General features: G+C 57.8%; 21 protein-coding genes, 2 tRNA genes, 3 rRNA genes and 1 pseudogene. 13 read left to right on the top strand and 14 right to left on the bottom strand.

Annotated features, from left to right (window positions below; all coding sequences use genetic code 11):
* The first annotated feature begins 38 nt into the window (after positions 1–38).
* The 4 genes from KSS97_RS09685 to KSS97_RS09670 all read left to right on the top strand — a co-directional run bounded on the left by KSS97_RS09685 (position 39) and on the right by KSS97_RS09670 (position 4,123).
* A complete protein-coding gene (locus KSS97_RS09685; RefSeq protein WP_198797601.1) occupies positions 39–839 on the top strand; it encodes an SDR family oxidoreductase in 801 nt (266 codons plus the stop codon).
* Positions 832–2,655, top strand: coding sequence for a glycoside hydrolase family 15 protein (locus tag KSS97_RS09680; protein WP_217861528.1), 1,824 nt, complete (start codon positions 832–834; stop codon positions 2,653–2,655). The genes KSS97_RS09685 and KSS97_RS09680 overlap by 8 nt, the downstream gene beginning before the upstream one ends.
* A gap of 159 nt (positions 2,656–2,814) precedes the next feature.
* Positions 2,815–3,192, top strand: a complete 378-nt coding sequence (locus KSS97_RS09675; protein ID WP_030140860.1) for a hypothetical protein — start codon at positions 2,815–2,817, stop codon at positions 3,190–3,192.
* Positions 3,193–3,220: 28 nt separating this feature from the next.
* Positions 3,221–4,123: an alpha/beta fold hydrolase gene (locus KSS97_RS09670; RefSeq protein WP_217861527.1), complete on the top strand. Its 903-nt coding sequence runs from the start codon at positions 3,221–3,223 to the stop codon at positions 4,121–4,123.
* Here the strand turns inward: KSS97_RS09670 and KSS97_RS09665 are convergent.
* A complete protein-coding gene (locus KSS97_RS09665; RefSeq protein ID WP_030140858.1) occupies positions 4,092–5,078 on the bottom strand; it encodes a GlxA family transcriptional regulator in 987 nt (328 codons plus the stop codon). The two genes, KSS97_RS09670 and KSS97_RS09665, sit on opposite strands and share 32 nt — an antisense overlap.
* A 99-nt stretch (positions 5,079–5,177) precedes the next feature.
* Here KSS97_RS09665 and inhA point away from each other — a divergent pair, with 99 nt between their 5' ends.
* Positions 5,178–5,864, top strand: coding sequence for an isonitrile hydratase (gene inhA / locus KSS97_RS09660; RefSeq protein ID WP_030140857.1), 687 nt, complete (start codon positions 5,178–5,180; stop codon positions 5,862–5,864).
* 65 nt (positions 5,865–5,929) lie between these two features.
* On the opposite strand, the gene KSS97_RS09655 is transcribed toward inhA, so the two are convergent.
* Entirely contained in the window at positions 5,930–6,667 is a 738-nt protein-coding gene (locus tag KSS97_RS09655) for an SDR family oxidoreductase (protein ID WP_198797605.1), read from the bottom strand.
* Positions 6,668–6,866: 199 nt separating this feature from the next.
* Here KSS97_RS09655 and KSS97_RS09650 point away from each other — a divergent pair, with 199 nt between their 5' ends.
* Both KSS97_RS09650 and KSS97_RS09645 read left to right on the top strand, forming a co-directional pair.
* Positions 6,867–7,814 (top strand): AraC family transcriptional regulator, encoded by a 948-nt coding sequence (locus KSS97_RS09650; RefSeq protein ID WP_030140855.1) that lies wholly within the window; start codon positions 6,867–6,869, stop codon positions 7,812–7,814.
* Between the two features lie 174 nt (positions 7,815–7,988).
* Positions 7,989–8,240 carry a hypothetical protein gene (locus tag KSS97_RS09645; RefSeq protein ID WP_030140854.1) on the top strand — a complete coding sequence of 84 codons (252 nt, stop codon included), beginning with the start codon at positions 7,989–7,991 and terminating at the stop codon, positions 8,238–8,240.
* A gap of 510 nt (positions 8,241–8,750) precedes the next feature.
* Here KSS97_RS09645 and KSS97_RS09640 read toward each other — a convergent pair.
* Positions 8,751–9,210, bottom strand: a pseudogene (locus tag KSS97_RS09640) (SRPBCC family protein).
* Between the two features lie 121 nt (positions 9,211–9,331).
* Between KSS97_RS09640 and KSS97_RS09635 the strand changes: the two are divergent.
* Positions 9,332–9,733, top strand: coding sequence for a lysozyme inhibitor LprI family protein (locus KSS97_RS09635; protein ID WP_030140852.1), 402 nt, complete (start codon positions 9,332–9,334; stop codon positions 9,731–9,733).
* A 93-nt stretch (positions 9,734–9,826) separates the two neighbouring features.
* Here the strand turns inward: KSS97_RS09635 and rrf are convergent.
* From rrf to KSS97_RS09610, 5 genes are all read right to left on the bottom strand, one after another.
* Positions 9,827–9,942: ribosomal RNA gene (gene rrf, locus KSS97_RS09630) — 5S ribosomal RNA — on the bottom strand.
* 156 nt (positions 9,943–10,098) lie between these two features.
* A 23S ribosomal RNA gene (locus KSS97_RS09625) occupies positions 10,099–12,990 on the bottom strand.
* A 242-nt stretch (positions 12,991–13,232) separates the two neighbouring features.
* Positions 13,233–13,308, bottom strand: a tRNA-Ala gene (locus KSS97_RS09620).
* A gap of 10 nt (positions 13,309–13,318) precedes the next feature.
* Positions 13,319–13,395 (bottom strand) — tRNA-Ile (locus KSS97_RS09615).
* Between the two features lie 123 nt (positions 13,396–13,518).
* A 16S ribosomal RNA gene (locus KSS97_RS09610) occupies positions 13,519–15,055 on the bottom strand.
* The 16S, 23S and 5S rRNA genes sit together here with 2 tRNA genes alongside, the layout of an rRNA operon.
* 683 nt (positions 15,056–15,738) lie before the next feature.
* On the opposite strand from KSS97_RS09610, the gene rhtA reads away from it, so the two are divergent.
* Entirely contained in the window at positions 15,739–16,626 is an 888-nt protein-coding gene (gene rhtA, locus KSS97_RS09605; protein WP_030137824.1) for a threonine/homoserine exporter RhtA, read from the top strand.
* 168 nt (positions 16,627–16,794) lie between these two features.
* Positions 16,795–17,076, top strand: a complete 282-nt coding sequence (locus KSS97_RS09600; RefSeq protein WP_181288040.1) for a hypothetical protein — start codon at positions 16,795–16,797, stop codon at positions 17,074–17,076.
* A gap of 7 nt (positions 17,077–17,083) precedes the next feature.
* Here KSS97_RS09600 and KSS97_RS09595 read toward each other — a convergent pair whose 3' ends face one another.
* Positions 17,084–17,653, bottom strand: coding sequence for a TetR/AcrR family transcriptional regulator (locus tag KSS97_RS09595; protein WP_030137822.1), 570 nt, complete (start codon positions 17,651–17,653; stop codon positions 17,084–17,086).
* An 89-nt stretch (positions 17,654–17,742) separates the two neighbouring features.
* On the opposite strand from KSS97_RS09595, the gene KSS97_RS09590 reads away from it, so the two are divergent.
* Together KSS97_RS09590 and KSS97_RS09585 are read left to right on the top strand one after the other, a co-directional pair.
* Positions 17,743–18,471, top strand: coding sequence for an SDR family oxidoreductase (locus KSS97_RS09590; protein ID WP_217861526.1), 729 nt, complete (start codon positions 17,743–17,745; stop codon positions 18,469–18,471).
* A 31-nt stretch (positions 18,472–18,502) separates the two neighbouring features.
* A complete protein-coding gene (locus KSS97_RS09585; protein WP_217861525.1) occupies positions 18,503–19,093 on the top strand; it encodes a 2-hydroxychromene-2-carboxylate isomerase in 591 nt (196 codons plus the stop codon).
* A 9-nt stretch (positions 19,094–19,102) separates the two neighbouring features.
* Here KSS97_RS09585 and KSS97_RS09580 read toward each other — a convergent pair whose 3' ends face one another.
* The 5 genes from KSS97_RS09580 to KSS97_RS09560 all read right to left on the bottom strand — a co-directional run bounded on the left by KSS97_RS09580 (position 19,103) and on the right by KSS97_RS09560 (position 23,741).
* Positions 19,103–20,911 carry an aminopeptidase P family protein gene (locus KSS97_RS09580; RefSeq protein ID WP_217861524.1) on the bottom strand — a complete coding sequence of 603 codons (1,809 nt, stop codon included), beginning with the start codon at positions 20,909–20,911 and terminating at the stop codon, positions 19,103–19,105.
* A 49-nt stretch (positions 20,912–20,960) separates the two neighbouring features.
* Positions 20,961–22,127, bottom strand: coding sequence for a cysteine desulfurase family protein (locus KSS97_RS09575; RefSeq protein WP_217861523.1), 1,167 nt, complete (start codon positions 22,125–22,127; stop codon positions 20,961–20,963).
* Between the two features lie 162 nt (positions 22,128–22,289).
* Complete coding sequence (locus KSS97_RS09570; RefSeq protein WP_030137817.1) at positions 22,290–22,904, bottom strand: LysE family translocator; 615 nt, start codon at positions 22,902–22,904, stop codon at positions 22,290–22,292.
* A 97-nt stretch (positions 22,905–23,001) separates the two neighbouring features.
* Positions 23,002–23,268, bottom strand: a complete 267-nt coding sequence (locus KSS97_RS09565) for a hypothetical protein (RefSeq protein ID WP_030137816.1) — start codon at positions 23,266–23,268, stop codon at positions 23,002–23,004.
* A 68-nt stretch (positions 23,269–23,336) separates the two neighbouring features.
* Positions 23,337–23,741, bottom strand: coding sequence for an antibiotic biosynthesis monooxygenase (locus KSS97_RS09560; protein WP_217861522.1), 405 nt, complete (start codon positions 23,739–23,741; stop codon positions 23,337–23,339).
* Positions 23,742–23,833: 92 nt separating this feature from the next.
* Between KSS97_RS09560 and soxR the strand changes: the two genes are divergently transcribed.
* Entirely contained in the window at positions 23,834–24,289 is a 456-nt protein-coding gene (gene soxR / locus KSS97_RS09555; protein ID WP_030137814.1) for a redox-sensitive transcriptional activator SoxR, read from the top strand.
* Positions 24,290–24,363 lie beyond the last annotated feature (74 nt).

The raw sequence follows: 24,363 nt of genomic DNA, 5'->3' as shown, positions 1-24,363 counted from the left end.
CAGTCAGCAAGTAAGGCCCTCAGTTCAAGGTGCTACCCATGCAGATTTCCCTCGCCCGACAAGTAGCCTTGGTGACCGGCGCCAGCTCCGGCATTGGCGCTGGCTCGGCAAAGGCGCTGGCGGCGGCCGGTGCCGCCGTGGTCCTCAACTACCATTCCAGCGCCGGCCCGGCCGAAGAGCTGGCCCGCGAGATCAACGACAGTGGCGGCCGCGCCATCGCCATCGGCGCCGACGTGTCGAAGGAGCAGGACGTTGAACGCTTGTTCGCCCAGGCCCTCGACGCCTTCGGTACGCTGGACATTCTCGTCGCCAACTCCGGCCTGCAAAAAGACGCTGCCGCCGTCGACATGAGCCTGGACGACTGGAACACCGTCATCGGCGTCAATCTCACCGGCCAGTTCCTCTGCGCCCGCGCCGCCCTGCGAATCTTCAACCGCCAGGGCATTCGCCAAGGCGTGTCCCGCGCCGCTGGCAAGATCATCCATATGAGTTCGGTGCACCAGCGCATTCCCTGGGCCGGCCACGTCAACTACGCAGCATCCAAGGGCGGCATCGACCAGCTCATGCAGACCCTGGCCCAGGAAACCAGTCACCAGCGCATCCGCATCAATAGCATCGCCCCCGGCGCCATCCGCACGGCGATCAACCGGGAGGCCATGGAGGGCGACAATGAGCAGAAAATCCTGGAGCTCATCCCCTACGGTCGGGTCGGCGATGTGGAAGATGTCGCCAACGCGGTGGTCTGGCTGGCGTCGGATTTGTCCGATTATGTCGTGGGCACCACGCTGTTCATCGATGGCGGAATGAGCCTCTATCCGGGGTTCCGCGGCAATGGCTGATCATGACGAACCGCAAAGCCCCATCGAGAACCACGGGATCATTGGCGACATGCGCACTGCCGCGCTGGTCAACGATCGTGGCAGCGTGGATTTTTTCTGCTGGCCGGAATTCGACAGCCCGTCGATCTTCTGTTCGCTGCTGGACACCGCCGAGGCCGGTATCTTCCAACTCGCGCCGGACTTGCCGGATGCCCGTCGCCAGCAAATCTACCTGCCCGACACCAACGTCCTGCAGACCCGCTGGCTAAGCGACGGCGTCGTGGTGGAGATTACCGACCTGCTGCCCATCGGCGACAGCGAGGATGACCTGCCCGTGCTGATGCGGCGGGTGCGCATGACGGTCGGCAGTGCGACATTTCGCATGCGTTGCGCGGTGCGCCATGACTATTCCCGTGCCGCGACCACGGCGCGCCAGGACGGCGACCACGTCATCTTCGAGGCCGCGCAACAACCGAGCCTGCGCCTGTGCGCCGACCAGCCCCTGACGCTGGACGGCCAGGCGGCGGTAGCCGAGTTCACCCTGGCGCAGGGCCAGACGGCGGAGTTTCTTCTCGGGGGCACCGACGACACGCGCCTGGTGGATGACACCAGCACGCTGTGCCTGGAGCGAACCCTGGCGTTCTGGCGCGGCTGGATCAGCCAATCCAACTACCGCGGTCGCTGGCGAGAAATGGTCAACCGCTCCGCGCTGGCGCTGAAACTGCTGACGTCACGTAAACAAGGCGCCATCCTCGCCGCCGCCACCTTCGGCCTGCCGGAAACACGCGGCGGCGAGCGCAATTGGGATTATCGCTACACCTGGATCCGCGACGCCTCGTTCACCGTCTACGCATTCATGCGCCTGGGCTTTGTCGATGAAGCCAACGCCTACATGCGCTGGCTGCGTGGCCGGGTCAGCGACTGCCGCGATCAACCGACCAAACTCAACATCCTCTACGGCCTGGACGGTCGGCTTGAACTGCCCGAAACCGAACTGACGCACCTGAGCGGCTACGGTAACGCACGGCCGGTGCGCATCGGCAACCTGGCGTACGAGCAAGTGCAGTTGGACATCTTCGGTGAGTTGATGGACGCGGTGTACCTGGTCAACAAATACGGCGAAGCCATTTCCCATCAGGGCTGGAAACACACGGTCGATGTGGTGGACCAGGTGTGCACGATCTGGCAGGACAAGGATGTCGGCATCTGGGAAATGCGCGGCGAGGAGCAGCATTTTTTGCATTCGCGGCTGATGTGCTGGGTCGCCGTGGACCGCGCCATTCGCCTGGCAAGCAAACGCTCCCTGCCCGCCCCGTTCGCCCGCTGGGATGAGACGCGCCAGGCCATCTACGAAGACATCTGGATGAACTTCTGGAACGACGAGCATCAGCATTTCGTCCAGCGCCTGGGCAGCACCGCCCTCGACGGCTCGATGCTGTTGATGCCGCTGGTGCGCTTCGTCAGTGCCCGCGACCCGCGCTGGTTGTCGACGCTGGACGCCATCGAAAAGGACCTGGTGCGCGACGGTATGGTCTATCGCTACCGCACCGACGACGACCCCATCGACGGCCTCATTGGCACCGAAGGTTCATTCGTCGCTTGCTCGTTCTGGTACGTCGAATGCCTGGCCCGCGCTGGCCGCGTGGAAAAAGCCCAACTGGAATTCGAGCAGTTGCTGCGCTACGCCAATCCGCTGGGATTGTATGCCGAGGAATTCGACAGCCACGGTTATCACCTCGGCAATCTTCCCCAGGCGTTGAGCCATTTGGCGCTGATCAGCGCGGCGACCTTCCTGGATCGCAAGTTGAGTGGAGAGAAAAATCATTGGCAGCCGTGAGCTGCGCTCGGACTAGTAGTGGAAATGTTCCTTTTGTGGCGACCGTCCACATTTCATCCTTATGCCTGTGCCAGGTTGCCAGCCCCGCATCCCTCTCCTAAGATCGATGCACGCAAGGGTGCAGCGGAGCTGCCCTAAAACCCGATTCAAGGACCCGACATGACCCATATCAAACGCTCAATCACCACCGAGCCCCGATCAGGGCTGACCCGCGAAGAACTCTGGGACGAACAGGACAAGGGCCTTATCAAATGCTGGGAAATCGGTCGCGACCGGGCGGCGAGGTTCCCCGAACTGGCGCAACGCTGTTTGGCCGGTGAACTGCCGGTGCTGGGTTGGAAAGGCGGAGTCAGCCGCAGCCTGAAGAAAACCGCCAAGTTCGGTTGTCTCAAGTACCTGGCCCAATGGCAGGGCCTGCGCGGCGAAGACCTCGACATCGACCTGACCCAGGAGCGCACCCTGACCTGTTCCAGCACGAACATGGTCGTGACGTTCACACCGGACCGGGCCAAATACCTGAACCAGGAGCCCGCCTGACCCCAACCGATTGAAGCCGGAGACCGACATGACATCTGCGCCCAAGGTCAATTTCGCGGTGACGCCACTGCTGCGCATCGCCTACGAAGAACACGGCCCTGCCAGCGGCGACCCGATCATCCTGCTGCACGGCTTCCCCTATGATCCGCGTACCTTCGATGAAGTTGCCCCGGTCCTGGCCCAACGCGGCTATCGAGTCATCGTGCCGTACCTGCGCGGCTACGGCCCAACCCGGTTCAACAACCCAGCCATCGCCCGCTCCGGGCAACAGGCGGCGTTGGCCCAGGACCTGCTGGACCTGATGCACGCGCTCGACATTCCCCAAGCGGCGCTGTGCGGCTATGACTGGGGAGGCCGCGCCGCCTGCATCGTCGCCGCCCTGTGGCCCGAACGCGTGCGCTGCCTGGTCGCGGGCGACGGCTATATCGTGCAGGACATTCCTGGCTCGACCCAACCGCTGGGTCCCGAAGATGAACATCGCCTGTGGTACCAGTATTACTTTCACACCGCCCGGGGCGTCGAAGGCCTGACGCAGAATCGGCGTGAACTGTGCCAATTGCTCTGGCGCCTCTGGTCGCCAACCTGGAAACGCGGCGCCGAGCTGTATCCGCTCACCGCCCCGTCATTCGAGAACCCGGACTTTGTCGACGTGGTGATTCATTCCTACCGGCATCGCTTCATGTACGCGCCGGGAGATCCGACGCTTGAGTGGATGGAGGAGCAACTGGCGGCGCAACCGGCCATCAGCGTGCCGAGCATTTCCCTGCGCGGGGCCGATGATGGTGTGGGACCGCCGTCCGAACACGACGAAGATGCCGGGCATTTTACCGGCCACTACGAACGCCGCGTGCTAGCCGGCGTCGGCCATAACATTCCTCAGGAAGCCCCCGAGGCTACGGTCAAGGCGTTACTGGATCTGCTTGAGCGTTGAATCGCTCCCGATAGGCCTGGGGCGTCACGCCCACGGCTCGCAAAAAGCTGCGGCGCAGGGTTTCTTCGCTACCGAAGCCACATTGCAGGGCGACGCGCTTGACCGGCACCGCGCTGTCGGCAAGCAGGCGGCGGGCGGTCTCGACGCGGATCAGTTCCACGGCGCGGGCCGGGGTCTGGCCGGTCTCGGCGCGGTAATGACGGACAAAACTGCGTTCACTCATGCCCGCCTCGGCAGCCAGGCTCGACAAGCCCAGGTCCCGCGTCAGGTGCTCGGCGATCCAGGCATGTAATTTATCAAAGCGACCGCCCTGTTTTTGTAGCGCCAAGGTAGCGCTGAACTGCGATTGCCCACCAGGACGCTTGAGAAACACCACCAAGTGCCGCGCAACCTCCAGGGCCATCGCCCGACCAAGGTCCTCTTCGACCAACGCCAGTGCGAGGTCGATCCCGGCCGTGACCCCGGCCGACGTCCAGACCGAGCCGTCCTTGATGAAAATTGGATTGGGTTCGACTTGCAATTGCGGGTGTTGCTTGGCCAGTTGTTCGCAGCGGGTCCAGTGAGTCGCCACCCGGCGCCCGTCCAGCCAACCACTTGCCGCCAACAGGAACGCGCCGGTACACACTGACGCGACCCTTCGCGAGCGCACTCCTTGGTGTTTGACCCAGGCCACCAGGGCCGGATCCTCGGCGGCTTCGTATACGCCCCAACCACCGGCGATCAACAACGTGTCGCTGTCTTCGTCGGGGAGCGGATCGGCCATCAGCGCCAACCCTGCCGAAGACATCACCGCCCCGCCACCGGCAGCGACGACGGTCGGCGCATACGGCATCGGCAAGCCTTGCGCACGGGCCAGATCGTTGGCCGACGCGAACACCTGCAAGGGCCCTGTGACGTCCAGCACCTGAACGTTGGCAAAGGCCAGCACATGAATGGATTTCGGCGTATTTGGCATATTGGCGTGATTCGTGGGCTGATTGGCGAATACGCCAGATCCTACGAGCCTACAGTGAAACCGTCCACCCCTCGGGGACCATCCACAGGAGAAAGCGACATGACATTGCAGATTGGTTTTCTGTTATTCCCCCAGGTGCAGCAACTGGATCTCACCGGCCCTTATGACGTGCTGGCCTCCCTGCCCGACGTGAAAGTCCACCTGATCTGGAAAGACCTGGCACCCGTTACCGCCAGCACCGGGCTGGTCTTGCTGCCGACCACTACGTTCGAAGATTGCCCGACGCTCGACGTGATCTGCGTCCCCGGCGGCAGCGGCGTCGGTCCGCTGATGGAAGACGAGCAGACCCTGGCTTTCATTAAGCGCCAGGCAGCCCACGCCAAGTACATCACCTCGGTGTGCACCGGTTCGCTGGTACTCGGCGCGGCGGGTTTGTTGCGCGGCAAGCGCGCCACCACCCATTGGGCTTTCCACAGCCTGCTGCAACCGTTGGGCGCGACCCCCATCAAGGACCGCGTGGTACGCGATGGCAATCTGTTCACGGGCGGTGGCATCACGGCGGGCATCGACTTTGCCCTGACCCTGGCGGCAGAACTGTTCGACCGGGACACCGCCGAGCTCGTGCAATTGCAGCTTGAGTACGCCCCCGCCCCGCCGTTTGTCTCAGGGAGTCCGGACACTGCGCCAGCTAAAGTGCTGGAAGAGGCCAACCGGCGCTCGGCGGAGTCGCTCCGGGTGCGTTCGCAGATCACTCAGCGGGCTGCGGCGCGGTTGGAAAAGGCGTAGCGGTAAATTTCAGCCAGGCAAGCGGATGTTCTGCCTGGCTGAAACGGATGTCGAACCGGTACGCCTCAGTACGGGCTGGCCGTTGGCCGTACCACCAGCTCACTGACGTCCACGTCCGCCGGCTGTTCGATGGCGTAGGCAATGGCCCGGGCAATGGCCTCAGCGGGGATGGCGATCCTGCGGAACTCGCGCATCTCGGCGCGTCCGCCTTCGTCGGAAATACTCTCGGCCAGTTCCGATTCGGTGACGCCCGGGGAAATTACCGTTACGCGAACGTCTCCACCCACCTCCTGGCGCAGGCCTTCGGAAATGGCCCGCACGGCAAATTTCGTGGCGCAGTAAACCGCGGCCGTTGGGCTGACCGCGTAGGCACCGATGGAGGCAATATTGATGAACTGGCCGCTGCGTTGGCGCTGCATCAGTGGCAGGCCTGCGGCAATACCATGGAGGACGCCGCGGATGTTGACGTCGATCATCCGGTCCCACTCATCGACTTTGAGGGCCTCGAGCTTGGAGAGGGGCATGACGCCGGCGTTATTGATGATCACATCGAGTCGGCCGAATTTTTCGACGGCGAAATCGATCAGGTTCTGGACGTCATCGCGACGGGTCACGTCCACGGCTTTGCAAGCGGCTCGCTGGCCAGCGGCCTCAATTTCTTGCACGAGCGTCTGCAAACGGTCCACGCGTCGGGCACCCAATACGACGCAAGCCCCCCGGGCCGCCAGCAAGCGTGCTGCCGCCTCACCTATCCCGCTGCTAGCGCCAGTGATGACCACGACTTTGTTCTGAATATCGGACATGATGAATCCCTCGTCTGGATGTGTTGGCTCCTGGGTGGAGCGTTTCGACAGGTCCAGATTAGGGATTCGCTCTGCGCTTCGGTTAGCCGGATTCTCCTGCGCATTTGCACGATCCTGTAACGATAACGCCTCTGGCCGTCGCGGCTGCAATCAGCTTTACTAGCGCGATCCATTGAGTTGGCCAGGGAGATTGATCGGCATGTCGGTATCCACGTCCATCACCATCACGCCCGATAACCGCGTAGACCTGCGTCGCGCCGAACTGGCGAGCCTGATGAAGCGCTTCGCCCCGGAATATGGCGCTCACGCCACGGCCATCGAGGCGCTGCACCTTATCCGCAGCGACCAACCCACCGAAGCCCTGCATGTCGTACACAAGCCGGGGCTCTGCGTCATTGTCCAAGGGCGCAAAGAAGTCACGCTGGCGGATGAACGCTATGTCTATGACCCGCTCAATTATTTGGTAGTCTCGGTGACGCTGCCTCTGGCCGGCCAAGTGATCGAGGCCAGTCCCGAGCAACCGTACCTGTGCATTCGCCTGGACATTGATCCGGCCCAGATCTGTAGATTGATCGCTGATGCCAGCCCCATCGGCGTACCGACCGAAAGGGCCAATCGTGGATTGTTCCTGGATCGCATTGATGAACCCTTGCTCGACGCAATGCTGCGCTTGCTGCGGTTGCTCGACAGCCCGGAAGACATCGCCACCCTTGCGCCGTTGGCCCAGCAGGAGATTTTCTACCGACTGTTGCGCGGTACCCAAGGCCGGCGCCTGCATGAAATCGCGATTCCTGACACCCAGACCCACCGCATCAGCCGGGCCATCGAGTGGCTCAACAGCCACTATGCCGAACCGTTGAGCATTGAGAGCCTGGCGCAAATGATCAATCTCAGCCCTTCGGCCCTGCATCATCGCTTCAAGGCCGTGACCGCCATGAGCCCGCTTCAATACCAGAAACAACTGCGCCTGCAGGAAGCCCGACGGTTATTGTTGGCCGAGAACGGCGACGTTTCGTCAATCGGCTACAAGATGGGCTATGAAAGCCCTTCCCAGTTCAGCCGTGAGTACAGCCGTTTATTTGGCGCCTCGCCCAGCAAAGACATCGCTCGTCTGCGAGCCATGGCATTACAGGCCAGCAGCGCCTGATTCGACAGGCAAACAGGATCAGGCAAACGCAAGGCAGTTTCGGACTAACGACGTCCCCCTCCTCATTCTTATTCTGAACCCATGCAGTAAGACAACCGTCCAGCTGCAACGGGTTCAGCAGATCTCGATATCTGAACGACCCGGCACTCACCCCATTGATACCGGAGTCATGCTATGAAAACTTTCAATTCGTCGCTCGCCATTATTGCCTTCGCCTTGAGCACCACGGCAGTTGCCCTGCCAAGCCAGCAACAGGACCGCTTCTTTACCCAAGCGCTTGATCAACAGCAGTCCGTAGCAGCAGACGGTACGGAGCGTACCGCCGGTGGCCGCGCACTGGCTGCTGATGGCTCGGAGCGTACCCCTGGTGGGCAGGCACTGGCTGCTGATGGTTCGGATCGAGTACTGGCCCGACGTCTGGCATGAGAGACCTACTTTGTTGCAGACGAAAAAAAAACCCGCCTAGGCGGGTTTTTGAGGACCTATTAGACTCCTGTCCGGCACTCCATGCCTGGTCCCATCATCCGTGACCCCGAGCACTCCCTGTACTCAACGGTTGCACATAGATTAGTCCCGTCGCGTACGAGGGCAAAGACGATAAAGCAGCAATGGCGTGTAAGTTTTTCGCCATGTAGCGTTTTCGACAACTTTTCAACAGACGAAAAAAAACCCGCCGAAGCGGGTTTTTCCAAGACCATTACGACTCCCTGTCGATAGCTTTCCTTGCAAGGCCGATCATCCCTGATCCTGAGCACTCCCTGTGCTTCAGTGGATGGGGTCAGAATACGCGAGGGATCCAAAGTGGAATAGAAGAGATAGCAACCAACGCGTGTAAGACATTCGCCATACCCACCCTTCCGTAAACCCTTAGCCTCTTAAGGGGACCGTTGGGATACCACCGTTTCCCACGCCTGCCGAGGAACGTCAACCTGGAATTCATGCCTTGTTCAAGAACTCTTCAATATTAGCCATTTGCTCATCCCAGCCACGACTGTCCATACGGAAAGCCTTGAGTCGGCGCGCCTCGGGGATATCGTTGATATCCAGATTCCACTACCTTCAGCAGGGTGCCTCCATTCATATCCTCAAGCTCGAATTGCACGCGCGTCTCGGACTCCGAAGAATAATCCATCTCTGGCTGGATGGCATAAGGATGCCAACGAAACGAAAATACCCGCTCGGGCTCGACCCGCTCCACCGCCACATCCCAAGTAAGGTGCTCATAGCCAGGGTAGGTAATCTTTCCTTGGGTCCGCTCCCCCGCAACGAATCGTTTACCCACCAGATTCACGCCAAACCATTGGCCAAAGACCTCGGCATTGGCCAAGGCTCGCCAGACTTGTGAACGCGGCGCCTTGAGTAAGATCTTTCTTTCTATACGATCGGATAAATGCATGGGGTCACCTCCTGTGTTCAACAGTAGGCTTGTAAGACCACGAGTCCAACCGGAAAGTTGTATCGGACCATCGCTTGGGTACATTCCCGCGCCAGTTTCACCCTTCAAGGAGACATTGATAATGTCCACCCGTTTGCTGCTTCCCCTGATTCCCCTGCTGTTCATCAGCACTGTTCAGGCTGATGCTTGCGCCAATGCCACCACTCAAGGTGATATGAATCAATGCGCAGCCCAGGAGAACAAAGCTGCCGACAAGGAACTGAACAGCTTGTACAAACAAATCACAGCACGCTTGATGGACAATGCCCACGCCAAGCAGTTGCTGGTCAAGGCCCAGCGTGCATGGATCGAATTCCGTGACGCTGAATGCAGCTTTTCCGCGTCCGGAGTCGAAGGCGGTAGCGTCTATCCCATGATTCACGATGAGTGCATTACAAACTTGACGAAGGCACGGGTCGAGGCGCTCAAGACCTACCTAAAGTGCAAGGAGGGAGACTTGAGCTGCCCGGTACCCGAGGCTTGATGGATGGATATTGGAGGGATGACCTGGTCATCCCTTTTTTTCTCAAAAACAAAACCCCTACCTGCGTCAGCAGATAAGGGTTTCGGAATTTAATCTTGACGATGACCTACTCTCACATGGGGAAACCCCACACTACCATCGGCGATGCATCGTTTCACTGCTGAGTTCGGGATGGGATCAGGTGGTTCCAATGCTCTATGGTCGTCAAGAAATTCGGGTACTGAGTCGTGGCCTCGTGGCCTCGCTTCAGCAAATTGGGTATGTGACAGCTTTCGGTGTTTGGTGAGTTTCGAACTTTCGGTTCATCTCGTCTTCACACACCGCAATCTGGCCTCTTTCGAGTCTACAGATTGCTTGGGTGTTATATGGTCAAGCCTCACGGGCAATTAGTACAGGTTAGCTCAACGCCTCACAGCGCTTACACACCCTGCCTATCAACGTCGTAGTCTTCGACGGCCCTTCAGGGGACTCAAGGTCCCAGTGAGATCTCATCTTGAGGCAAGTTTCCCGCTTAGATGCTTTCAGCGGTTATCTTTTCCGAACATAGCTACCCGGCAATGCCACTGGCGTGACAACCGGAACACCAGAGGTTCGTCCACTCCGGTCCTCTCGTACTAGGAGCAGCCCCTCTCAAATCTCAAACGTCCACGGCAGATAGGGACCGAACTGTCTCACGACGTTCTAAACCCAGCTCGCGTACCACTTTAAATGGCGAACAGCCATACCCTTGGGACCGGCTTCAGCCCCAGGATGTGATGAGCCGACATCGAGGTGCCAAACACCGCCGTCGATATGAACTCTTGGGCGGTATCAGCCTGTTATCCCCGGAGTACCTTTTATCCGTTGAGCGATGGCCCTTCCATACAGAACCACCGGATCACTAAGACCTACTTTCGTACCTGCTCGACGTGTCTGTCTCGCAGTCAAGCGCGCTTTTGCCTTTATACTCTACGACCGATTTCCGACCGGTCTGAGCGCACCTTCGTACTCCTCCGTTACTCTTTAGGAGGAGACCGCCCCAGTCAAACTACCCACCATACACTGTCCTCGATCCGGATAACGGACCTGAGTTAGAACCTCAAAGTTGCCAGGGTGGTATTTCAAGGATGGCTCCACGCAGACTGGCGTCCACGCTTCAAAGCCTCCCACCTATCCTACACAAGCAAATTCAAAGTCCAGTGCAAAGCTATAGTAAAGGTTCACGGGGTCTTTCCGTCTAGCCGCGGATACACTGCATCTTCACAGCGATTTCAATTTCACTGAGTCTCGGGTGGAGACAGCGCCGCCATCGTTACGCCATTCGTGCAGGTCGGAACTTACCCGACAAGGAATTTCGCTACCTTAGGACCGTTATAGTTACGGCCGCCGTTTACCGGGGCTTCGATCAAGAGCTTCGCGTTAGCTAACCCCATCAATTAACCTTCCGGCACCGGGCAGGCGTCACACCCTATACGTCCACTTTCGTGTTTGCAGAGTGCTGTGTTTTTAATAAACAGTCGCAGCGGCCTGGTATCTTCGACCGGCGTGGGCTTACGCAGCAAGTGCTTCACCCTCACCGGCGCACCTTCTCCCGAAGTTACGGTGCCATTTTGCCTAGTTCCTTCACCCGAGTTCTCTCAAGCGCCTTGGTATTCTCTACCCAACCACCTGTGTCGGTTTGGGGTACGGTTCCTGGTTACCTGAAGCTTAGAAGCTTTTCTTGGAAGCATGGCATCAACCACTTCGTCACCCAAAGGGTAACTCGTCATCAGCTCTCGGCCTTGAAACCCCGGATTTACCTAAGATTTCAGCCTACCACCTTAAACTTGGACAACCAACGCCAAGCTGGCCTAGCCTTCTCCGTCCCTCCATCGCAATAACCAGAAGTACAGGAATATTAACCTGTTTTCCATCGACTACGCTTTTCAGCCTCGCCTTAGGGACCGACTAACCCTGCGTCGATTAACGTTGCGCAGGAAACCTTGGTCTTTCGGCGTGGGTGTTTTTCACACCCATTGTCGTTACTCATGTCAGCATTCGCACTTCTGATACCTCCAGCAAGCTTCTCAACTCACCTTCACAGGCTTACAGAACGCTCCTCTACCGCATCACTTGCGTGATACCCGTAGCTTCGGTGTATGGTTTGAGCCCCGTTACATCTTCCGCGCAGGCCGACTCGACTAGTGAGCTATTACGCTTTCTTTAAAGGGTGGCTGCTTCTAAGCCAACCTCCTAGCTGTCTAAGCCTTCCCACATCGTTTCCCACTTAACCATAACTTTGGGACCTTAGCTGACGGTCTGGGTTGTTTCCCTTTTCACGACGGACGTTAGCACCCGCCGTGTGTCTCCCATGCTCGGCACTTGTAGGTATTCGGAGTTTGCATCGGTTTGGTAAGTCGGGATGACCCCCTAGCCGAAACAGTGCTCTACCCCCTACAGTGATACATGAGGCGCTACCTAAATAGCTTTCGAGGAGAACCAGCTATCTCCGAGCTTGATTAGCCTTTCACTCCGATCCACAGGTCATCCGCTAACTTTTCAACGGTAGTCGGTTCGGTCCTCCAGTCAGTGTTACCTAACCTTCAACCTGCCCATGGATAGATCGCCCGGTTTCGGGTCTATTCCCAGCGACTAGACGCCCTATTAAGACTCGCTTTCGCTACGCCTCCCCTATTCGGTTAAGCTCGCCACTGAAAATAAGTCGCTGACCCATTATACAAAAGGTACGCAGTCACCCAACAAAGTGGGCTCCCACTGCTTGTACGCATACGGTTTCAGGATCTATTTCACTCCCCTCTCCGGGGTTCTTTTCGCCTTTCCCTCACGGTACTAGTTCACTATCGGTCAGTCAGTAGTATTTAGCCTTGGAGGATGGTCCCCCCATATTCAGACAAAGTTTCTCGTGCTCCGTCCTACTCGATTTCACTTCTAAGATCCTTTCGCGTACAGGGCTATCACCCACTATGGCCGCACTTTCCAGAGCGTTCCGCTAAAATCAAAGAAGCTTAAGGGCTAGTCCCCGTTCGCTCGCCACTACTAAGGGAATCTCGGTTGATTTCTTTTCCTCAGGGTACTTAGATGTTTCAGTTCCCCTGGTTCGCTTCTTGCACCTATGTATTCAGTACAAGATAACCATCTTATGATGGCTGGGTTCCCCCATTCAGACATCTCCGGATCAAAGTCTGTTTGCCGACTCCCCGAAGCTTTTCGCAGGCTACCACGTCTTTCATCGCCTCTGACTGCCAAGGCATCCACCGTATGCGCTTCTTCACTTGACCATATAACCCCAAGCAATCTGGTTATACTGTGAAGACGACATTCGCCGAAAATTCGAATTTCTCAACTAAGAGAACTCACAAATTTTACCTTAGCCTGATCCGTTACCAGTGAAAGTAACGTTCAGTCTATCTTTCTATCACATACCCAAATTTTTAAAGAACGATCTAATCAAAAGACTAGAAATCAACATTCATCACCGTCTCGGTGGAATGCTCATTTCTAAGCTTTCAGAAGCAGTTTATGGTGGAGCCAAGCGGGATCGAACCGCTGACCTCCTGCGTGCAAGGCAGGCGCTCTCCCAGCTGAGCTATGGCCCCATAACAAAATTGGTGGGTCTGGGCAGATTCGAACTGCCGACCTCACCCTTATCAGGGGTGCGCTCTAACCAACTGAGCTACAGACCCAATTTCGAGCTTGTAACTGTTAGCTTTGAGCTATCAGCTTGGAGCTTAAAGCTGCTTCTATCGTCTTCTTCAATGAATCAAGCAATTCGTGTGGGAGCTCATGAAGCAGCTGCGGTCGTCGATTAAGGAGGTGATCCAGCCGCAGGTTCCCCTACGGCTACCTTGTTACGACTTCACCCCAGTCATGAATCACACCGTGGTAACCGTCCCCCCGAAGGTTAGACTAGCTACTTCTGGTGCAACCCACTCCCATGGTGTGACGGGCGGTGTGTACAAGGCCCGGGAACGTATTCACCGCGACATTCTGATTCGCGATTACTAGCGATTCCGACTTCACGCAGTCGAGTTGCAGACTGCGATCCGGACTACGATCGGTTTTGTGGGATTAGCTCCACCTCGCGGCTTGGCAACCCTCTGTACCGACCATTGTAGCACGTGTGTAGCCCAGGCCGTAAGGGCCATGATGACTTGACGTCATCCCCACCTTCCTCCGGTTTGTCACCGGCAGTCTCCTTAGAGTGCCCACCATAACGTGCTGGTAACTAAGGACAAGGGTTGCGCTCGTTACGGGACTTAACCCAACATCTCACGACACGAGCTGACGACAGCCATGCAGCACCTGTCTCAATGTTCCCGAAGGCACCAATCCATCTCTGGAAAGTTCATTGGATGTCAAGGCCTGGTAAGGTTCTTCGCGTTGCTTCGAATTAAACCACATGCTCCACCGCTTGTGCGGGCCCCCGTCAATTCATTTGAGTTTTAACCTTGCGGCCGTACTCCCCAGGCGGTCAACTTAATGCGTTAGCTGCGCCACTAAGAGCTCAAGGCTCCCAACGGCTAGTTGACATCGTTTACGGCGTGGACTACCAGGGTATCTAATCCTGTTTGCTCCCCACGCTTTCGCACCTCAGTGTCAGTATCAGTCCAGGTGGTCGCCTTCGCCACTGGTGTTCCTTCCTATATCTACGCATTTCACCGCTACACAGGAAATTCCACCACCCTCTACCATACTCTAGCTCGACAGTTTTGAATGCAGTTCCCAGGTTGAGCCCGGGGATTTCACATCCAACTTAACGAACCACCTACGCGCGCTTTACGCCCAGTAATTCCGATTAACGCTTGCACCCTCTGTATTACCGCGGCTGCTGGCACAGAGTTAGCCGGTGCTTATTCTGTCGGTAACGTCAAAACACTAACGTATTAGGTTAATGCCCTTCCTCCCAACTTAAAGTGCTTTACAATCCGAAGACCTTCTTCACACACGCGGCATGGCTGGATCAGGCTTTCGCCCATTGTCCAATATTCCCCACTGCTGCCTCCCGTAGGAGTCTGGACCGTGTCTCAGTTCCAGTGTGACTGATCATCCTCTCAGACCAGTTACGGATCGTCGCCTTGGTGAGCCATTACCTCACCAACTAGCTAATCCGACCTAGGCTCATCTGATAGCGCAAGGCCCGAAGGTCCCCTGCTTTCTCCCGTAGGACGTATGCGGTATTAGCGTCCGTTTCCGAGCGTTATCCCCCACTACCAGGCAGATTCCTAGGCATTACTCACCCGTCCGCCGCTCTCAAGAGGTGCAAGCACCTCTCTACCGCTCGACTTGCATGTGTTAGGCCTGCCGCCAGCGTTCAATCTGAGCCATGATCAAACTCTTCAGTTCAAACATCTTTGGGTTTTGAGAAAACCCTAAACTTGGCTCAGCAATCGTTGGTTACATCTTTGATTTCTCGCGGAGTAACTTGTGATGCTGATAATCTGTTGACTAGCAGTCTGACTCCACAAGCACCCACACGAATTGCTTGATTCAGTTGTTAAAGAGCGGTGGGTTGAGCCTTTCTTCTCAACCGAGGCGCGCATTCTACAGCGCCCCGTGTATCTGTCAAGCGGTTATTTTAAGAAGTTTTCAAAGTTTCGCTTGGAAATCCTTAACAACTTCAACCACTTGCGCTTTCGATCTCTCGTTAGCGGGAGGCGAATTCTACAGCGTTGTTCGCTGCTGTCAACACCTCTTTTTCACCGCTTTCGACCGAGAGGATCGAATCGCCAATAGAGCCAAACAACACCGCTCTATCAACTCCTTCAACGCTTCGATGAACTGAAGCGCCTGACCTATCGAAACCTACTTAACTCGTTGAAACTCAAGAAGTTTTCCGTTTCGACTGCGCCGGAAGTGGGGCGAATTATAGACACCTGGAATCTGCCGTCAACCGTTATTTTCTCTTTCTCCATTTTTCTGGCCGAAACGGTGCAAGCCCGTCTTATATATAGACTGCGTCGCGTGAAATGCGCACTATATTGCTCAAAAACCACTTCTCCAGCCTTCGCAATGGATGAAACCTTGTAATGACCCCACCAAATCGCAGCCTGGCATCCTCTTTATACCCGGTTGCCCTACTACTGATCGCCATGGCATCGATCCAGTCCGGCGCGTCACTCGCCAAGAGCATGTTCCCGGTAGTGGGTGCACAAGGCACCACGACGCTACGCCTCATTTTCGCCAGCATCATCATGCTGTTGTTGCTACGTCCATGGAGAGCCAAACTCACCGCCCAATCCTTGCGCACCGTAGTGATCTACGGAATGGCTCTGGGTGGAATGAATTTCCTCTTCTATATGTCACTGCGCACCGTTCCGCTGGGCATTGCCGTGGCACTGGAATTCACCGGCCCCCTGGCGGTCGCTATCTACGCGTCACGCCGGGCGATTGATTTTCTCTGGATTGCCCTGGCGGTGATTGGCTTGTTGCTGCTCATACCCTCCGGGGCCACCAGCACCGGCATCGACCTGATCGGTGCTGCCTATGCCCTGGGCGCCGGAGTTTGTTGGGCGCTGTACATCCTGTTTGGCCAGAAAGCTGGAGCGGACAATGGCGTGCAGACCGCAGCTTTGGGGGTCATGATCGCAGCACTGTTTGTAGCCCCTATTGGCATCGTTCACGCTGGGGCCACACTGCTGACACCAAGCCTGATTCCAATCGCCGTTGGTGTCGCCATCCTGTCCACTGCCCTGCCTTATACCTTGGAAATGATTGCCCTCACCCGCATTCCAGCCCGTACGTTCGGGACGCTGATGAGCGTAGAGCCCGCGATCGGTGCGTTGTCAGGACTGATATTCCTTCATGAATACCTTTCACTGTCCCAATGGGCTGCCATTACCTGCATTATTCTCGCTTCGATCGGCGCGACGTTGACCATGGGGGAGACCGCGAAGCCGGCCATCGCAGCAGATTGAGCAGCTTTTTACGTAGCTCTGGTATTTGCCGCGTATTTAGGCCATGTTTAGAGCCGTAACCTAATGGTCGGCATGGAATTTTTTCATACAAGGACGTCATGTACGCTTAAGACCAAAGCGAAAGCAGCCGTACGCAGGCAAAAGATCCGCGACGGCATAAGGACGGGAATGAAACGAATTCTGATACTGATCGCGGTACTTGCAATTGCAGGCTGCGCAGCGACATCGAAAACCGAAATCAAGCGTGGTAAAAAAGGCCTGCACATCAATTGTTCTGGCCTGACGTCATCCTGGGACCAGTGCGCCGCCACCGCCGCGAACTCATGCGCCCCAAAAAACTACAAGGTCATTGCCAAATCGGGTGATGCAGTCGAGGAGCCGGGAGATTACCCTTTCGGACTCAACCCAGCCGGCTACACCAGTCGCAGCATGATCGTGATCTGCAAATAGCGGCGGGTCAGTCAGATTGCCGCTCAGCCAGCCGACGGCTGATTTCCTCATGACTGGATTTGAGAACATCACGCTGGACTTCCGGCGTGACGAGCATGCGTGCGACGACAAGCGCCCCAACGCATTGCGACAGGATCGCCCAGGCCAAGCTATCGCTGCCCAACACTTTTGCCCAGCCGTCATGCAAACGACAGATCCACGTTTGCGCTGCCTCGCGTACCTGCACATCCGAACGCGCAATCTCAGCGCCCAATACCGGCAAGGCACACCCCGCCTCCGGATGCTCGACATGGTTCATGCTCAGGTATTGCTTGAGACAGCGTTCCAGCTTCGCTGAGTCCATGACCCCATTACCACTCAAGCGGTCCAGGCTATGAGCCAGCTCGCGCTCGACGATAGCCTGGAAAAGCTCGTCCTTGGACGAAAAGTGACTATAAAACGCCCCGCCGCTCAACCCGATCGCCTTCATCAGGCCATCAACCCCTACCGTCGAAAAACCTGACGTCTTGGCCGATACGGCACTACTGGCGAGCAGTTTCTCGCGGGTTTCCATCTTGTGATTGGCCGAATAGCGCATTGTCTTGCCTCTTGATCATCACCTTGACGCTGGCCGGATCTTAGCATAACGTCCGTTTAGTTAACGATCGTTTAGCAATGGAGCTAGCCATGAATAATAAGAAGGTCGTACTGGTTGTAGGTGCCGGCGACGCCACGGGTGGCGCGATCGCCAGGCGTTTCGCCCGGGAAGGTTTCGTGGCCTGCGTTACGCGTCGAAGTGCCGACAAGCTTGAGCCATTGGTCGACGATATAAGGGCCCAAGGCGGGGAAGCTCACGGTTTTGCCTGCGACGCCCGTAGGGAAGAAGATGTAATCGCGCTGATTGAGCAGATCGAGAATCAGATCGGTCCGATCGAAGCCTTGGTCTTTAACATTGGCGCGAATGTTCCCTGTAGCATCCTTGAGGAAACCGCACGCAAATATTTCAAGATCTGGGAAATGGCCTGCTTCTCAGGTTTTCTCAATGCCCGGGAAGTGGCCAAGCGGATGGCCACGCGTCGCCGCGGAACGATCCTGTTTACCGGGGCTACGGCGGGGTTACGCGGAACATCCGGATTCGCAGCATTTGCGGGGGCCAAACATGGCATTCGCGCGTTGGCCCAGAGCATGGCGCGCGAATTGGGCCCCATGAATATTCATGTCGCCCACGTGGTGGTGGATGGCGCCATCGACACAGACTTCATCCGCGACAACTTCCCGGAAAAATACGCAACCAAGGATGAGGATGGCATCCTCGACCCCGAACACATTGCCGAAAATTATTGGTACCTGCACGCCCAGCCCCGTGACGCCTGGACATTCGAGCTGGACCTGCGTCCCTGGAGCGAACGCTGGTAAGCCGCCTCCTACCAATAAGAGAGCAATGCTCATGAACAAATCAGTGGAATTTTTCTTCGATCTCGGCAGCCCGACTACCTATCTGGCCTATACCCAGTTGCCCACGCTTTGCGCACAAGCCGGCAGCGCGCTGCTTTACCGTCCCATGTTGCTCGGTGGCGTCTTCAAGGCAACGGGTAATGCATCCCCTGTTACTGTGCCAGCCAAGGGCCCCTATCTATTTCAGGACTTGAATCGTTTCGCCAAGCGCTACGGTGTCGAGTTCAAGCTCAATCCTCACTTCCCAATCAATACGCTGCTGCTGATGCGTGCCGTGACCGGCATGCAATTGCATCAACCTGACCGTTTCCAGTCTTTTATTGATTGCCTGTTCCAAGCGCTGTGGGTAAACGCGCGCAACCTCAACGATCCGGCAACCGTCGCGGCGGTCCTGAGCGAAGGTGGTTTCGACCCTGAATATGTACTTGCCCTGACGACCGATCAGTTGGTCAAGGAGCAGCTCAAAAGCACGACCGAAGAAGCCATTCGCCGGGGCGTGTTCGGCGCTCCGAGCATGTTTGTCGGCAATGAGCTGTTCTTCGGGCAGGATCGACTGGACTTCGTCCGTGAAGCCCTAGCTTGATCCTTCGCGTCAGATGGCCGCCGTTCGCGTGTTCAGCCATTGCAGCGCGTCGCCTTCCAGCAATGGGCTCAATCGACGCCGAACCTCGGCGTGGTAAGCGTTGAACCAGTCTTTTTCATCCTGGGTCAGCAGCGACGGCTCCAGGCAGCGAGTGTCGATCGGGCACAGCGTGAGCGTTTCGAACTCCAGGAACGTGCCAAACTCGCTGCTGCCCGCCTCGCGATTGATGACCAGATTCTCGATGCGCACGCCCCAGCGACCTGGACGATAGGTGCCCGGCTCAATCGACGTGATCATCCCTGGCTGCATCGCGGTTTGTGGCGCAGCGGCGGCCTGATAGGCAATGACCTGCGGTCCTTCATGGACATTGAGGAAATAACCGACCCCATGACCCGTGCCATGGCCATAATCCACCTGCTCGGCCCAGATCGGCGCGCGGGCGATAGCATCCAGCAAAGGCGACAGAATGCCTTGGGGAAATCTGGCCCGGGACAAGGCAATCACGCCCTTGAGCACTCGGGTGCAATCACGCTTCTGCTCTGACGTCGGCGTTCCGACCGGCACCATGCGGGTGATGTCCGTGGTTCCACCGAGATACTGCCCACCCGAATCGATCAGCAGCAAGCCATCGCCTTCGATAACGGCGTGCGCCTCTTCCGTGGCGTGGTAATGAGGCATCGCGCCATTGGCATTGAATGCAGCGATGGTATTGAAGCTCAAGGAAACAAAATCCGGCCGACGCTTTCGGGCTGCGGTGAGGTGTTCATCAATGGTCAGCTCGGTGATACGTTCGCGCCCCCAGGCACTTTCCAGCCAGGCAAAAAACTCACAGAGCGCCGCCCCGTCCTGCTCCATGGCCTTACGGATATGTTCGGCATCCGCCAAGCTCTTGCGCGATTTTGCCAACGTCGTGGGATTGAGTCCTTCGATCAACTTCACACCGCTGCCAAGATTATCCAGCAAGCCGACCGTGACCCGCGCCGGATCGATCTGCAGGCTCATGCCATTGGGCACCTCGCGCAGCGCGGCGCCAGCCTCGCTGTAGTCCCGTAGCGTCACGCCATCCTGTTCGAGAACGGCGCGCAACGGTGCGTCGACCTTGTTCAAGGCGACGAAAAGCGTTGCCTGTTGCTGGCTGATCAAGGCAAAGGAAACGAACACAGGATTGAAGGACACATCCGCGCCACGCAAGTTGAACAGCCAGGCAATGTCATCGAGGGTGGCGATGAAATGCCAATCGGCGCCACGTTCCTTGAGGGATTCGCGCAGCTTCGCGAGCTTCTCGACACGGCTGATCGTCGCTTGCGGTGGCAGGTGGGCGTAGACGGGTTGATCAGGCAGGCTTGGGCGATCACTCCAAACCTTCTGTAGCAGGTCGATGTCGGTACGCAGCCGCGCACCGCGAGACTCAAGCTTGCCGCTCAGCGTTCGAGCCGATGCGACGGCCATCACCGCACCGTCAACCGCAACCACGCTTCCCTCGGGCGTCTGTTCGCCGAGCCAATCCAGCGGGCCGGGCTGACCCGGAACAAGCTTGACCAGCTCGATACCACTGCCCTCCAGTTCCTTGGTGGCCTGCTCCCAATAACGGCTGTCAGCCCAAACCCCGGCAAAATCCGCAGTGACGATCAAGGTCCCAACCGAGCCATGGAAACCGGACAACCACTGGCGCCCTTGCCAGTAGCCCGGCAGATACTCCGAGAGATGCGGGTCGGCCGAAGGCACCAGCAATGCGTGGATGCCCTCGTCGCTCATCAACTGGCGGATTCGAGCCAGGCGCTGCGGAACCTGTCCTGGGGTCAAAGGCTGGGTACTCATCATCACTCCTGCTAATCAATATTGTTGTTCGATGCCGAATAGGTTCGGCTCAGGTGGGTGTCGCCCAGAATGCTGGCGCAGCGGCACAGGCCGCCTTGATCAACCGCACCGCCTCGTCGATGTCTTGTTCATGGGTGAAACGTCCCAGGCTCAAGCGAATGGTGCGGCTCGCCGCCCGTTCGTCGTGCCCGAGGGCCAACAGTACGTGGGAGGGTGCGTTATTCGCGGAGTTGCAGGCCGATGTGGCGGAAAAAGCAATCGAAGCGCCCAGCGCGGCCGGATTGAACTCGCCTTCGTTGAAGGTAAGGCTCAGTGTATGCGCGATGCGCTGGGTGGCACTGCCATTGATACACACGCCAGGTAATGCCAACAACGGCTCAAGCAAACGATTGCGCAACCGGGCGATATGGGCGAGTTCCTCGTCAAACGACTGCGCCGCCAGCTCGAACGCCGCGCCCATGGCTGCAATCTGATGGGTCGCCAGGGTACCGGAACGCAACCCACCTTCATGGCCTCCGCCGTGGATCTGCGCCGACAGGCGCGGCCGCGCGCGGTCACCGACATAAAGTGCACCGATGCCCTTGGGGCCATAGATTTTGTGCGCGGAAAAAGACATCAGGTCCACCGGCCACCGGGTCAGGTCGATACTCACTTTCCCGGCACCCTGGGCCGCGTCCATATGGAAGAGCGCGCCGTGCTCGCGAACGATCTCACCGATGGCAACGGCGTCGTTGACGGTGCCCAACTCGTTGTTCACCAGCATCAGCGACACCAGGAACGTATCTTCGCGCAGCGCCTCGCGAACCGCTTGCGGGGTGATCAGGCCATCGGCATCCGGCGCCAGCCAAGTCACCGCGACACCGCCCTCCTCCAATTGCTTGACGGTATCGAGAACCGCCTTGTGCTCGATCAGGCTGGTCACCAGGTGCCCCTTGCGCACGCCGAGCGCCTGGGCCACGCCCTTGATTGCCAAGTTGTTGGATTCGGTAGCCCCGGACGTCCAGACAATCTGTCCGGCTTGAGCCCCAACGAGTTGGGCCACCTGCCGGCGCGCCTGCTCCACGGCACGTCGAGCCTCCTGGCCGAAGGCATGGGAGCTGGAGGCCGGGTTGCCAAAGTTACCGTCGAAACCCAGGCATTGGACCATGACCTGGATGACCCGCTCATCCACCGGCGTGGTGGCGGCATAATCAAAATACAAAGGACGCTTATTCATAAGAAAACTCGCAGAGCCTGTTCCGGGACCAGGGTGCCCTCGTTGGGTTCGAGACAAGCTTTACCTGATCAAGACCTTAAAGAAGTCGGACTTCATTTAAAAGTGCGTAGGAACGCTCCTGGAAACAGCGAGCTTAGCAGGCATCGCGTCGAAGCTCAGCCCTCAACTCATGCTTTCCATCAACAACGGATACAGCGATGCCACCAGCAGCAGTGCCATGCCCCAGTTGAACAGGCGTAGCCACCGACGATCGCGCAGAAGGTTGCGCAACAGGCTGCCGCAGACCACCCACAGGCTGACGCTTGGCAGGTTGATCAGGGCAAACACTGCCGCGATCACCACCACGTTGAAAAAGTAGCCTTGCAGGGGGGTATAGGTGCTGATGGCGCCGATGGCCATGATCCAGGCCTTTGGGTTGACCCATTGGAAGGCTGCCGCGCCCCAATAGCTGATCGGCTTGTTGTTGCCCGCTGCGCTGTCCGAGACAGGACCGGAATGCGCGATTTTCCATGCCAGGTACATCAGGTATGCCGCGCCAACGTAGCGCAACAAGGTGTAGAGCAGAGGATAGGTCTGGAACACCGCACCCAGCCCGAGGCCCACCGCCAGCACCAGGGAAAAGAATCCGCAGGTGATACCCAGCATATGCGGGATGGTACGGTTGAAACCGAAATTGACACCCGAGGCCAGCAACATCGTGTTGTTGGGGCCAGGTGTGATCGAGGTCACCAAGGCAAACAGGGCGAAGCCCAGCAGCAAATCAAGCGAGAGGGTCATGGCAGGTCAATCCGTCGGGCAGTCAGGTGATGACCCTACCCCACGCCCCGGCACACGCCCATGGACAGTTAGGCAAAACTTCGAGCGGTACAGTCCTTCAGCTTGGCCGGCCAGGCAATTGGACGGTCTGTTCGGCATTCATTTCGCCGCGCTCATCGAAGCCGACGTTCTTCTGCGATGGCCCGAGCAATTCGGCTTTCTTCGCGTGATATTCCTCGAACGAAAGCCCCCGGCGATTCAAGGCTTCGAGGGCCAGCTCGCGGGTTTCTTCCGCCGTATACGGACGCAGCTCCGGAGACGACGAGGCGCAACCGCTCAATACGGTGGCAGTCAACAGCAGCAAGACGGCAAGGATACGGTTCATGGCGGGTGTCCGATGTTCTGAAGTTGGGCGATGAACAAAGGCTACCCGCCGACGTGAAACGGCAGAAATCAACGCTTTTGATAGTGGGTATCGCCCTCTCGGATCCCCCGTTGCGCTGGGTTGACCCACGGGCAATGCAGCGCACCGTCCAGGCTGCGCTCGATGTTGCGCAGGACCTGAAAAGAGCCGAACGTCACCGCTTTGGCCCGATGCTTCTGGATCAGCCGCCAGAAATTTTCCTCGCCATTTTCAACGCTTCGAAACGCCGCTTCCCCTGCTTCGCGGGTTTGCCATTGCAAGCAGTTGAGGACCCGTCGCCCGTCCTCGCTGGCCTGGACACTGGCGCTGAGAAAGCCCGGGAAATCCCGCGCCAGGCGCTCGGTCTGTTCTGTCAGGGCGTCCACCAGCGCCTGCTGCCTTTGAGGCTCGATGTCGAATTCAATCAAATGCGTGAAGCTGATTGGCGGTTGCATGAAAGGTCCCCCGTTGAGGTAAGGCGAATCTTGCGATCCGAAGGCCAGCAGGGTAAAACCTCTAGTTAAGTCAAGGTCAAGCGGTGATTGGAATGACGACGCCCATCAACTTTCACAAGGAGCTCACCGTCGGCCAAGTCGCCGCTCGCAGTGGCGTGGCGGTCACGGCGCTGCACTTCTATGAAACCAAGGGGCTGATCAAAAGCACTCGCAACCAAGGCAATCAACGTCGCTACCCCCGAGAAGTCCTGCGGCGCGTGGCGCTGATCAAAGTCGCCCAGCGCCTGGGCATCCCCTTGGCGGAAATTGGCGAAGCGCTGAAAAATCTGCCGCAGAATCGCGCCCCGACAGCGGCCGACTGGAAGACCTTATCTGCGCAATGGAGCCGGAATCTGGATGAGCGCATCGATCAACTGATCGCCCTGCGCGACCGGCTCACCGGCTGTATCGGCTGCGGTTGCCTGTCGATGGAACATTGCCCCCTGCGCAATCAGGGCGACGTGCTTGGCAAGCGAGGACCGGGGGCGCATTTGTTGGACGAGCCGTGAGACGTTCGTCGGGGCGTGAGCCCTCCCATGGGCGGCGTTCTATAGTGGTGAGCGAAAATCGACGAAAGTCGTCC

The sequence above is a fragment of the Pseudomonas alvandae genome, from assembly GCF_019141525.1.
In the GTDB taxonomy this organism is placed as follows: Bacteria; Pseudomonadota; Gammaproteobacteria; order Pseudomonadales; family Pseudomonadaceae; genus Aquipseudomonas; species Aquipseudomonas alvandae.
Note: the sequence above shows the minus strand (reverse complement) of the source record. Positions and strands in the feature narration are given on the sequence as shown.

What these genes read in the sequence shown, in the direction of transcription:
- KSS97_RS09560 (WP_217861522.1), bottom strand. Translation starts at nt 23,741, where the DNA reads ATGCAACCGCCAATCAGCTTCACGCATTTGATTGAATTCGACATCGAG.
- KSS97_RS09665 (WP_030140858.1), bottom strand. Translation starts at nt 5,078, where the DNA reads ATGCCAAATACGCCGAAATCCATTCATGTGCTGGCCTTTGCCAACGTT.
- KSS97_RS09565 (WP_030137816.1), bottom strand. Translation starts at nt 23,268, where the DNA reads ATGAACCGTATCCTTGCCGTCTTGCTGCTGTTGACTGCCACCGTATTG.
- KSS97_RS09585 (WP_217861525.1), top strand. Translation starts at nt 18,503, where the DNA reads ATGAACAAATCAGTGGAATTTTTCTTCGATCTCGGCAGCCCGACTACC.
- KSS97_RS09685 (WP_198797601.1), top strand. Translation starts at nt 39, where the DNA reads ATGCAGATTTCCCTCGCCCGACAAGTAGCCTTGGTGACCGGCGCCAGC.
- KSS97_RS09655 (WP_198797605.1), bottom strand. Translation starts at nt 6,667, where the DNA reads ATGTCCGATATTCAGAACAAAGTCGTGGTCATCACTGGCGCTAGCAGC.
- KSS97_RS09580 (WP_217861524.1), bottom strand. Translation starts at nt 20,911, where the DNA reads ATGAGTACCCAGCCTTTGACCCCAGGACAGGTTCCGCAGCGCCTGGCT.
- KSS97_RS09600 (WP_181288040.1), top strand. Translation starts at nt 16,795, where the DNA reads ATGAAACGAATTCTGATACTGATCGCGGTACTTGCAATTGCAGGCTGC.
- KSS97_RS09645 (WP_030140854.1), top strand. Translation starts at nt 7,989, where the DNA reads ATGAAAACTTTCAATTCGTCGCTCGCCATTATTGCCTTCGCCTTGAGC.
- KSS97_RS09570 (WP_030137817.1), bottom strand. Translation starts at nt 22,904, where the DNA reads ATGACCCTCTCGCTTGATTTGCTGCTGGGCTTCGCCCTGTTTGCCTTG.
- KSS97_RS09680 (WP_217861528.1), top strand. Translation starts at nt 832, where the DNA reads ATGGCTGATCATGACGAACCGCAAAGCCCCATCGAGAACCACGGGATC.
- KSS97_RS09595 (WP_030137822.1), bottom strand. Translation starts at nt 17,653, where the DNA reads ATGCGCTATTCGGCCAATCACAAGATGGAAACCCGCGAGAAACTGCTC.
- inhA (WP_030140857.1), top strand. Translation starts at nt 5,178, where the DNA reads ATGACATTGCAGATTGGTTTTCTGTTATTCCCCCAGGTGCAGCAACTG.
- rhtA (WP_030137824.1), top strand. Translation starts at nt 15,739, where the DNA reads ATGACCCCACCAAATCGCAGCCTGGCATCCTCTTTATACCCGGTTGCC.
- KSS97_RS09575 (WP_217861523.1), bottom strand. Translation starts at nt 22,127, where the DNA reads ATGAATAAGCGTCCTTTGTATTTTGATTATGCCGCCACCACGCCGGTG.
- KSS97_RS09650 (WP_030140855.1), top strand. Translation starts at nt 6,867, where the DNA reads ATGTCGGTATCCACGTCCATCACCATCACGCCCGATAACCGCGTAGAC.
- soxR (WP_030137814.1), top strand. Translation starts at nt 23,834, where the DNA reads ATGACGACGCCCATCAACTTTCACAAGGAGCTCACCGTCGGCCAAGTC.
- KSS97_RS09670 (WP_217861527.1), top strand. Translation starts at nt 3,221, where the DNA reads ATGACATCTGCGCCCAAGGTCAATTTCGCGGTGACGCCACTGCTGCGC.
- KSS97_RS09590 (WP_217861526.1), top strand. Translation starts at nt 17,743, where the DNA reads ATGAATAATAAGAAGGTCGTACTGGTTGTAGGTGCCGGCGACGCCACG.
- KSS97_RS09635 (WP_030140852.1), top strand. Translation starts at nt 9,332, where the DNA reads ATGTCCACCCGTTTGCTGCTTCCCCTGATTCCCCTGCTGTTCATCAGC.
- KSS97_RS09675 (WP_030140860.1), top strand. Translation starts at nt 2,815, where the DNA reads ATGACCCATATCAAACGCTCAATCACCACCGAGCCCCGATCAGGGCTG.